This is a genomic window from Paraburkholderia tuberum STM678 (assembly GCF_902833905.1).
Taxonomy (GTDB): domain Bacteria; phylum Pseudomonadota; class Gammaproteobacteria; order Burkholderiales; family Burkholderiaceae; genus Paraburkholderia; species Paraburkholderia tuberum.
Genome location: NZ_CADFGP010000124.1, coordinates 1 through 9,373 on the forward strand (window position 1 = coordinate 1; position 9,373 = coordinate 9,373).

Consider the following 9,373-nt stretch of genomic DNA (forward strand, 5'->3'; position numbering starts at 1 on the left):
AGTAGCTCATAACTGCACCATGAACGGTAAGCTGCTGTATTCGGGACTTTTCGCAGACATCTTCGTGCAGCCCGCAGCGCATGACGCCGGTTGCGCATTAGGCGCTGCCCTTATGATGTCAAGCGACTTCGGTCGGCCCGCGCCGCGTGAGCGATTGCAGGAGGTTTATTGGGGGCCCGATCTGGGGAGCGATCTGGTCGTGGAGCAAGAATTGAATGCGTGGGCCGGACACCTCCACGTTGAACGCAGTGATGACGTGGCAGGCAGAGCAGCGGACTGGATGGCCAATGGCGCCGTGATCGGCTGGGTGCAGGGTCGTTCGGAGTTCGGGCCACGCGCGCTTGGCAACCGCAGCATTCTTGCCGATCCCAGGCCGGCGGCAAACAAGGACCGGATCAACGCCATGGTCAAGAAGCGCGAGGGTTACCGACCGTTCGCGCCATCAGTGCTCGAGGACGATGCGCGCGAATTTTTTGACCTCCCAGAGGGCACCCGCGAATTCCCTTTTATGAATTTTGTAGTTCGCGTGCGCGACTCCAAGCGTCCCTTGCTCGGCGCAATCACGCACATTGACGGTACAGCGCGGCTGCAAACAGTATCGCGCAAGACCAATCCCCCCTACTGGGAGGTTATTAATGCGTTCAAGAAGCGGACAGGTATCCCAATTCTGCTCAATACTTCCTTTAATAACAACGCTGAGCCGATCGTAGATTCGGTTGCAGACGCGATTGCCACATTTCTGACGACAGAGCTGGATGGACTTGTGGTCGGTCCGTTCCTCGTCAAAAAGCGGCCCGCAACGCAGGAACATTGGACTGCGCTCGCGGTTTCACTGCCGCCCTATGCATCGCTCTATCGAGTCCGCGCTCACACAGCGCGGGATCGTCAGGAGACGGTGTGCGAAATTCGCACCGGCGGCTCCAACTGTGACAGTGTGCGTATTTCACATGAGTTGTTCGATCTGCTGATGCGGATCGAAGGCGAAGCCGTACTCGGAGATCTTCTCGATACGATTACGCCTGAGCAGACTCGACGTGAAGCCCTCGTCGAGGAGCTGCGCGGATTGTGGGAACAGCGTCGGGTTCGGCTACATCCCTCACGGGCGTTGTCACGGTAACGACGCCCTTTCAATGAGTGGCTGAAGATCTGAAACTAGGTAACAGCGCTCGCGAGCTATTTTTCTAGAACGTTAAACAATTGACCTTACCCCCGAAAAACGAATCCCTTGCTGAGTGTGTAAACTCAAGCAAGGAGAGGAAACGATGACGGTCAAGGCAAAGCGGGCGCAGTACACGCTCGAATTCAAACTGGAAGCGGTCCGACTGGTAAAGAACGGCCAGAGTTTGGCTGCGGTGTCGGCGACGCTGGGCGTGGTGCAGCAGACCCTTCACAACTGGGTCAAGGCGGACAGGGAAGGCAAACTGGTCGGAGCCGGGTCGAAGCCGGTCAGTCCCGAGCAGATGGAACTGGCGCGGTTGAGAGCGGAAGTGTCTCGCCTGAAGATGGAGCTCGACATCACAAAAAAAGCGGCGGCGTACTTCGCAAAGGAATTGATGTGAAGTGCGCGTTCATTGACCGGAATCGACGCCACTGGCCAGTCTCAATGCTGTGCGAAGTACTGGGAATCAGTCCCAGCGGATATCATCAGCGCCAGCAGCGCAGCGGTGATGACAAGCCGCACAGATGCCGTATCAGCAACGATGCCCTGCTCGCGCACATCAAGGCAATTCACGTGCAGGTCAAGGGCGAATATGGTTGGCCGCGCATGTGGAAAGAGCTCGTTGCGCGCGGCGTGCGCGTGGGCAAGGAGCGTGTTCGCAAGCTGATGGCGCAGCATGGCATCCGTGCCCGACACAAGCGCAAGTACATCGCGACGACGAACTCGAATCACAACCTGCCGGTGGCGCCGAACTTGTTGGAGCGTAACTTCACAGCAACGGCGCCGAACCGGGTCTGGACGAGCGACATCACGTACTGTGCGACGGCTGAAGGCTGGGTTTATCTGGCGGTCATCATTGACCTGTTCAGCAGGCAGGTGGTGGGCTGGTCGATGCAGCCACACATGAAAGCGGAACTGGTCACCGATGCGCTGCGTATGGCGTGGTTCCGGCGCCGTCCAGAGGCTGGCGTCATCGTCCATAGCGACCGGGGTAGCCAGTATTGCAGCGGGCTGTTCCAGGACACGCTGAAGGCCTACGGCATGCGCTCGTCGATGAGTCGGCGCGGCGACTGCTGGGACACTCAGTCTAAGATCGCTTCTGAACGTCGGACCGATCTGACCCGTGCTGGGATTGGCCGAACTGCCTTGGCGTTGACCTGTCGATCGGCTTCCGGCGTTCCCCGAGCGTTGCCGGGCTCACCGTCTGTGACCTGATAGGAGCTTTGTTCTGCACCATGAGTGTCCTGTCCTGCGAGTGGGGTTGGCGATGCGCCCACTACAACGGAAATACGCATGGAACAAAACGAAGTGATTCTGGGTGTCGACACGCATCTGGATGCGCATGTTGGGGCTGTGATCAGTGACACGGGAAAACTCCTTGGAACGCTGTCGGTATCGACCGACACGGCAGGATATCTCAACCTGGTGACCTGGGCGAATTCGTTCGGTCATCTGCGCCGTGCCGGCGTAGAAGGGACCGGCACCTATGGAGCGGGTTTGGCGCGCGTGCTGCGCGATCACGAGATTGAAGTACTCGAAGTCAATCGCCCCGACCGGGCGACACGTCGGTCTCGAGGGAAGTCCGATCCCACCGATGCAGAAAATGCAGCCCGCGCGGTTCTCTCCGGAAAAGCAACTGCTATTCCCAAGGAGCAGTCCGGCGCTGCCGAAGCAATGCGCGCCGTCTCCGTTGCCAGACGCAGCGCTGTAAAAGCGAAAACGCAGGCCATCAATCAGTTGCGGGCTTTGCTGGTCAGCGCGCCACAGGAAATTCGCGAGCGCCTTCTGAAAACGAAGACAGCAGAATGCGTTGCGAGCTGCGCCCGCCTGCGCTCGTTGGGCAACACGCCCATGTTGCAAACGTTGACGACCACGTTGCGCTTGCTGGCCAAGCGCTGGCTGGCGCTGGCAGAGGAACTCAACACGCTCGATGCCATGCTTGATCGCCTGACCAGCCAGCACGCCGGTCGGCTTCGTGAGAGATTCGGTGTTGGCCCACAGACCGCTGCAGTGCTCGTCGCCGTCGCGGGCGACAATCCCGAACGCCTGAAAAGCGAGGCTGCGCTGGCGGCGCTTTGTGGCACGAGCCCGTTGCAGGCATCGTCTGGCAAAACGGTCCGGCATCGCTTGAACAGGGGCGGCGACCGGTCTGCAAACAATGCCTTGTGGACCATTGCGATGGTGCGGATGAGAAGCGATCCTCGGACCCGTGCTTATGTCGAGCGCCGGACCAAAGAAGGCATGTCGAACAAGGAAATTCATCGCTGCCTCAAGCGCTATATCGTGAGGGAGCTGTACCCGCTCATCCTCGCGGATCTGGCCGAGTCAACGCGTGTCCCTTGACATAGGAGCGTCACTGCACCGACCGAAAGCCTGTGGGGTTCGCTGAAAGTTGCACGCCTGCATGGCCGGCACTTTGCGACCCGGCGTGCGGCAATGGACGAAATCGTCGACTGGCTTGGCTTTTACAAGTGCGTTTCATACTGCCCAACCTCGCTATGTTGTTGATAAATCTAGAGAGCCCTGTTGTGTCGTTGGTATTGTGGGGTGTCCACGCCGTGCGCGAGCCCGTCCGACGAGTTCGGTAACTGCGTCCCCGGTCAGCGAATTGCGATTGAAGATCCATGGCCCGTTGGGTAACGGATGTTCGGCTGGGATCTTGTTGCGCTCAACTGCGAGCCTGAGCGTTCCGGGGCTCACACCGATGAACGCCGATGCCTCGGTCAACGTCATCCATCCTTCAGCAGCACGTCGTTCGCTCGAATAGACCGGGATCTGATGGTGGCTGCGCAACGCGGTGACTCGCTCCTGGGTCCAGAAGTTACCCCGGCCGGTTCGCAGGTCATTGCGATTGAGTACGCCGGCAATCACCAGATCCGGACAGATACGGACAAGCTGGCGCACGGCCTCAATTGCTTCACGTGACGTATGCGTAGTGTTCTCTCCGCGGCGCCGCCGCGGCACGCGAATCTCGGTATGTACTCCGCCCTTCCAGTGAATGACGAGCACGATTTCGCTCGTTGCGTTATCAACGTCGACGACGACTTCGTGGATCAGGGTGCGCACAATGCGCTTCTTCAGGCGGGCGTCGGCCTGCGGCCAGATCGATTCCAACGCAGCGGCAAGATCGGTAAACTCCTCTGGCTGGGTAGGCGGTATCTGGCCGGATGTGCCCGACTGTTGCTCGATACGCGATTCCAGTTGCTCTACGCGTAGTAGCGCATGATTCCAGCGCCGCTCCAGTTCGTCGGCGACAAGCCGGTTCTCGGGGTCAGCAGCATCGTACTGTTTCTGCGCGCGTTGCGCGGCGTAGCGTGCAGCCTGAAGATCCCGCTGCAACGCGGCCAGCACTTCGTCCTGCTTCAGGGTCTCTTCTTCGCGCGCCACGATTGCTGCCTCAATTGCCGCCGGTTGAACGACCTGCAAGACCGCCTCGGCGATGGCCGCGTCCGCGCGCGTGCCACCGAACGCAATACAACGCGGTTGCCCCTTGTCCATCCAGCCGCGATGACAGCTATAGCGCAAGGCGTCGTGCCTGTTACCCGTGTAGTGTAGCGTCAGCTTGCTCGCGCAGCGCCTGCAGCGCAACAGTCCCGCCAGCAGGGCATCACCGTTCTTCGGGGCGCCAGCGTGTCCGGCCAGACGCAGGTTGCCGCTAATGGCACACTGGATCCGTTCGAATTCGTCCCAGTCAACGTACCCTTCGTGGGCATTCGGAATGAGCGCAAGCCACTGATCCCGTGGTTTGCGGCGATCACGTTTGCGTGGTTCCCCAGCCTCGTAATGGATCGCGCATTCGGTCTTGCCATAGGCATACGTGCCACCGTAGATCGGGTTGGTCAGGATCCGGTACACCGTGCCGTAGCTCGGCCGTTTCCATTGGATTTCGCCGCGCGGCATGCATGCCGGCAACTGCAGGCCGTGCTCCAGGAACCATAACAACGTCTGACGCACCGAACCAATCGCGCCGAACTGGCGGAATACCGAGCGGATCGCGTCCTGCACGCGCAAATCCGGATCCTTCTCCAGGCGCTGGTCTTCGGTCTTGCAGTAACCCACCGGCGCCGCGACAATGAGTTCGCCGCGTTTGGCCTTCTCCCGACGAGCTTCGAGCGAACGCTGACGCAACAGATCCAGCTCGTATTCGTTCAGGCTGCCCTTCAAGCCGAGCAGCAAACGATCGTTGCTCTGCCGCGGTGAGTAGACGGTCTCCTGATCGACGAGCACCCTGTCGACGACGCGGCACACCTCAACCAGTTGCTGCCACTCGCGACTGTTGCGCGCGAATCGTGAAACCTCGCGAGCGGCAACTGCGCCGACGTGCCCAAGACAGACCTCTGCGACCATCCGTTCGAAGCCCGTGCGCGTTTGCGTTCCGGCCGCAGAGCGTCCCAGATCCTCGTCGATCACCTCGATCTCGTTCCAGCCCAACTGATGCAGACGATCCTGCATCGCATACTGCAGCTTCTGGCTCTCCAGATTGTGGCTGACCTGATAGGCCGACGACTGGCGCACGTACAGCATGGCCTTGCGCGCCAGATGCTGCGCCCGAATCTTGTCACTCATCGCGCACCTCCGGCTCGTGTACGGCGGCGAGCAGCCCGCGACGGTGTTGCCGCAGCAGTTGCGCCAGCAAACGCACCGTCTGCTGCCGGACCTCCTGCGGCAGGTGCGCCCATTGTGGTGTCTTCGGAAAGGGACGGAACAGGTCGAGTTGACCGCCCGGTTGGGGGTTTGTCTGGCGTCGCATCAGCACCTCCTGTACGGAGCAAAGGATGGTGCTCGGCTTGTACCATACCGCGCGGCGTGGCAGCAGGCGCCTGCGCCAGCAGGTACTTCAGTTCCCTCAATGCTTCACAGCTGACGGCGGGAGACGTTGCCGAGGTAATGCGACAGCAGGCAACGGGATCGAACATCCATTGCGGCACCTCCAGCAAGCCTGCCGTGTCGAACGGCTCTCGCCCACAGCGCAACACTGACTCGGCGTTCTTCCTCTCTATCGTGGTGAAAATCCATACCGTGTGCCCGTACCACGGATGCCAGCGGTAGAGAACCTCCTTTGATTCGCTGATATGGGCGTTGTGTTGACGGCTTGTATAATTCGCGCCGGCTACACTCGACGCTCGACTACGTCAGCCCCAAGACGTTCGAGAAAAACTGGTTCGCCGCTCAACAGGGGCGAGCCGCATAAATCTCTCAGCTATGGGATTCGCGAAACAGGGGCAAGGTCAAATAGCGTTTGGCCGCCGTGTAGTTCTTATACCAACACGCCGGTGTCCAACGGAGCACCAGTCCCGGCCCAAGGTCCGGACACTTGCAGCGGCGCACCATAAAGGTAGGCGGAATTGACACATCAAACGAACTTCGAATTGCTGCGTCGGGAATTGGACGCAGACGATCCATGGCGGCTCGACAGCAATCCCTTTGAGCACGAGCGCCACAGGCAAATGCTTCGGATGGCGCTTTCGCAGGGATCCGTCACAAATGCGCTCGAAGTCGGATGCGCAGGCGGAGCCTTCACGGAAAAATTGGCACCGCACTGCCAACGGCTCACCGTGATCGATATCGTGCCAAGCGCAATTTCCAGGACACGCGAACGGATGATGGACCCACCACACATCAATTGGATCGTCTCCGATGTCCAGCATTTTTCGACTGAGCAACAGTTCGATCTGATCGTGGTGGCGGAGGTTCTCTATTACCTCGACGGCAGCGCCGAGGTGCGCGCCGCTGTCCGCAATTTGGCACGGATGCTTGCGCCCGGTGGACAGCTGGTTTTCGGATCGGCACGTGACGCCAATTGCCGGCGATGGGGCCACATTGCCGGAGCCGAGACGGTCATAGCCATCCTGGAAGAAGAGCTGGTTGAAATCGATCGCTTGAGGTGCGTCGGTCAGTCGTCGAATGAAGACTGTCTGCTCGCCTGTTTTCGAAACGCGGCTTCGCCTTCGTGCGGACCAACTTACCAGCGTTAGGCCGGGAGATATTATGCGCATCTGTGGGATCAAACTGACGCACGACGGAGCGATCGCCCTTGTCGAGGATGGAAAACTGGTTTTTTGCGTGGAGCAGGAAAAGCGAGACAACAATCCGCGGTATCAGGCGATCGACGACCTCGACGCGATCGCGATCGCATTGGCCGAGCATGGTTTCGATGCGCACGATATCGACCAGTTTGTCATCGACGGCTGGGACGGAGTAGTCGAGTCGGAGTTTCGGGTCCTCAGTGGGTCGATTCCCGTCAGCCTGAAAGGAGCCCCTTATGCCGAACGCCAAGCCGATGATCTTCTCGCTTCGCTCGACGGCTCCGGACTGCTTGTCGGCGGCCAGTCCTTTCCTTATAAGGTTGGTCAGTAAAAAGTGTGGGTGGACGGAGGCTCGGGGAGCTTGCCAAGTGCATGATAGAGCGCGATTTCCGTGGCTCTGAAGGTTCGGAAGCCGTACGCTTTTCTCATGGTGACTTTGGCTTTGTTGTTCAGCCCCTCGATGACACCGCTGGAGAACTGTTTTCGTGCGCGGAAGTAGTTGAGGATCAGCTCTCGGTGTGTACGCACCGTCCGGGCGAACTTCTTCATCGGCTCGATACGTGAGCGCATTACCTGAGTGCACCACTGGTCGAGGAATTTGCCGGCCCACACGGGCGAGATGTAATCCCAGAGTTGCTGGAACTCTTCTTTGAGCAGATAGGCGCGCACGCTGCGCAGGTTGTACCGAAGCAAATCACGCAGGCGAACGCGTTGCTTGCCGGTGAGATTCTCGCGCCGCTTGAGCAGGCACCAGCGGGATTTCTTGAGCACCGGCTCATAGCCGTCGCGAGTCATGCGCCGGGCCTCGGCGGCACGAACTTCGTCGATGGCCTTGTTCATCTTGGCGACGATATGAAAGCGGTCGAGGATATTCAGGGCGTTCGGGCAATGACGCGCGATCATCTCCAGGTAGGGTTGCCACATGTCCGAGCACACGAATTCAACCTTCTCACATAGCGGCTTTCCGATCATGGCAAAGAACTTCGCGAAACTCTCTTTCGTGCGCTCTTGTCCGACCCACAGCAGTCGCGTATAGCCGGCCTCGATCTGGTAGACGAGCGTGAGGTATTGGTGTCCGCAGCCATACTGGATCTCGTCCACGCCGAAAGCGCGGATCGTGCCGAGCTCGCGATGGCTCAGCCCCCAGTCGACGACCCATTCCACTGCGTTGAAGACCTTCTCCCAACTGGTTCGGAAGCTCAGTGCTGTTTCTTTCCAGGACAGCTTACGCGCCCATTGCGCCAGGAAGATCATGTAAGCGCGGGTGAGCGTGTGCTTGCCGTTGGCCCACGGCAGCGCTTCGACCTTCACGCCACAGGCACGACAATCGACGCGTCGCATGGTATAGAGCAGAAACACGGCAAAGCCCCAGACGGGGATAAACTCGAAGCGGCGCTGTGTGAGCGAGTCGTAACCTCGCGCAGACTGGTTGCAGCATGAGCAAATCGGCTTCGAACCCTTGCGCGGCCGAACGTCGATCTCGATGGATTGAGTTGCCTCGCACAGCCGCGCCCCTTCATATACAAAGCCGGGAAAATGATGACAGGCGTTAAGCAGACGGGTCAGCAACATGGTTAGCAAGTCCGGAACCGGCAAGGACAAAGCCGCCATTGTCCCCGAACAGCAAGCGCTTGCGCAGTACGTCCCTGATCTGCATAACTGGCCTGCGTCGTGGCGAGTCGACGACGAAGATATTCCGACTTGGAGTTGACCCGCTTCCGTGGACACCTATCCTTTGGAATAGAAGGAGGTGCCCAAGATGGCGAAGCATCGCACGCCGTACCCGGCGGAATTCCGGGCCCAGATGGTCGAACTGGTCAAGGCCGGGCGCACCCCGGAGGAACTGGCCAAGGAGTTTGAGCCCACCGCGCAGACCATCTACAACTGGGTTGCGCAGGCCGATCGTGACGCCGGCACACGACACGACGGACTGACCACGGCCGAGCGCGCGGAACTCACGCGGCTGCGTCGCAAGGTTCGCCAGCTCGAGGTTGAGCGGGACATACTTTCAAAAGCCGCAGCCTGGTTCGCCCGGGAGACTGGGACCGTGCCCGACAAGGGTTCGAGTTCATGAAAGCGAATCAGGCTGTCTGGCCCTGAAGTTGACCCGCAAAAACGGACATCTATCCTTTGGAGAAGGAGGTGCCGATTATGGCCAAGCATCGTACCCCGTACCCGGCGGAATTTC

8 protein-coding genes and 2 pseudogenes are annotated in these 9,373 nt (G+C 59.6%); 7 read left to right on the forward strand and 3 right to left on the reverse strand.

Features of this window, described 5'->3' with window-relative positions:
• From HWY30_RS39895 to HWY30_RS43335, 4 genes and pseudogenes are all read left to right on the forward strand, one after another.
• Positions 1-1,117: carbamoyltransferase C-terminal domain-containing protein (locus HWY30_RS39895; RefSeq protein ID WP_279613344.1), on the forward strand; the 1,117-nt coding region annotated here is incomplete at its 5' end.
• A gap of 145 nt (positions 1,118-1,262) precedes the next feature.
• Positions 1,263-2,239 (forward strand): annotated as a pseudogene (locus tag HWY30_RS39900) (IS3 family transposase); the annotation flags it as partial.
• Positions 2,240-2,452: 213 nt separating this feature from the next.
• Entirely contained in the window at positions 2,453-3,502 is a 1,050-nt protein-coding gene (locus HWY30_RS39905) for an IS110 family RNA-guided transposase (protein WP_090812721.1), read from the forward strand.
• A 15-nt stretch (positions 3,503-3,517) separates the two neighbouring features.
• Positions 3,518-3,628: pseudogene (locus HWY30_RS43335) on the forward strand (integrase core domain-containing protein); the annotation flags it as partial.
• A 27-nt stretch (positions 3,629-3,655) separates the two neighbouring features.
• On the opposite strand, the gene HWY30_RS39910 reads toward HWY30_RS43335, so the two are convergent.
• The gene (locus HWY30_RS39910; protein WP_090812722.1) at positions 3,656-5,725 is read right to left on the reverse strand and encodes a recombinase family protein; all 2,070 of its coding nucleotides are present in this window, start codon (positions 5,723-5,725) and stop codon (positions 3,656-3,658) included.
• Entirely contained in the window at positions 5,718-5,909 is a 192-nt protein-coding gene (locus tag HWY30_RS39915; RefSeq protein WP_133660304.1) for a hypothetical protein, read from the reverse strand. Before HWY30_RS39915 ends, HWY30_RS39910 begins: the two co-directional genes overlap by 8 nt.
• A 595-nt stretch (positions 5,910-6,504) precedes the next feature.
• On the opposite strand from HWY30_RS39915, the gene nodS reads away from it, so the two are divergent.
• Together nodS and HWY30_RS39925 are read left to right on the forward strand one after the other, a co-directional pair.
• The gene (gene nodS / locus HWY30_RS39920; protein WP_090812724.1) at positions 6,505-7,134 is read left to right on the forward strand and encodes a nodulation methyltransferase NodS; all 630 of its coding nucleotides are present in this window, start codon (positions 6,505-6,507) and stop codon (positions 7,132-7,134) included.
• 13 nt (positions 7,135-7,147) lie between these two features.
• A complete protein-coding gene (locus HWY30_RS39925) occupies positions 7,148-7,516 on the forward strand; it encodes a carbamoyltransferase N-terminal domain-containing protein (protein WP_279613345.1) in 369 nt (122 codons plus the stop codon).
• On the opposite strand, the gene HWY30_RS39930 is transcribed toward HWY30_RS39925, so the two are convergent.
• Positions 7,510-8,757, reverse strand: coding sequence for an ISL3 family transposase (locus HWY30_RS39930; RefSeq protein WP_090812725.1), 1,248 nt, complete (start codon positions 8,755-8,757; stop codon positions 7,510-7,512). The two genes, HWY30_RS39925 and HWY30_RS39930, sit on opposite strands and share 7 nt — an antisense overlap.
• Positions 8,758-8,944: 187 nt before the next feature.
• On the opposite strand from HWY30_RS39930, the gene HWY30_RS39935 reads away from it, so the two are divergent.
• The gene (locus tag HWY30_RS39935) at positions 8,945-9,259 is read left to right on the forward strand and encodes a transposase (RefSeq protein ID WP_090812726.1); all 315 of its coding nucleotides are present in this window, start codon (positions 8,945-8,947) and stop codon (positions 9,257-9,259) included.
• The last annotated feature ends 114 nt before the right edge of the window (positions 9,260-9,373 follow it).

Bases quoted from the DNA above. Each gene is read 5' to 3' on its own strand.
- HWY30_RS39905 (WP_090812721.1), top strand. From the start codon at position 2,453: ATGGAACAAAACGAAGTGATTCTGGGTGTCGACACGCATCTGGATGCG.
- HWY30_RS39910 (WP_090812722.1), bottom strand. From the start codon at position 5,725: ATGAGTGACAAGATTCGGGCGCAGCATCTGGCGCGCAAGGCCATGCTG.
- HWY30_RS39935 (WP_090812726.1), top strand. From the start codon at position 8,945: ATGGCGAAGCATCGCACGCCGTACCCGGCGGAATTCCGGGCCCAGATG.
- HWY30_RS39925 (WP_279613345.1), top strand. From the start codon at position 7,148: ATGCGCATCTGTGGGATCAAACTGACGCACGACGGAGCGATCGCCCTT.
- HWY30_RS39915 (WP_133660304.1), bottom strand. From the start codon at position 5,909: ATGCGACGCCAGACAAACCCCCAACCGGGCGGTCAACTCGACCTGTTC.
- HWY30_RS39930 (WP_090812725.1), bottom strand. From the start codon at position 8,757: ATGTTGCTGACCCGTCTGCTTAACGCCTGTCATCATTTTCCCGGCTTT.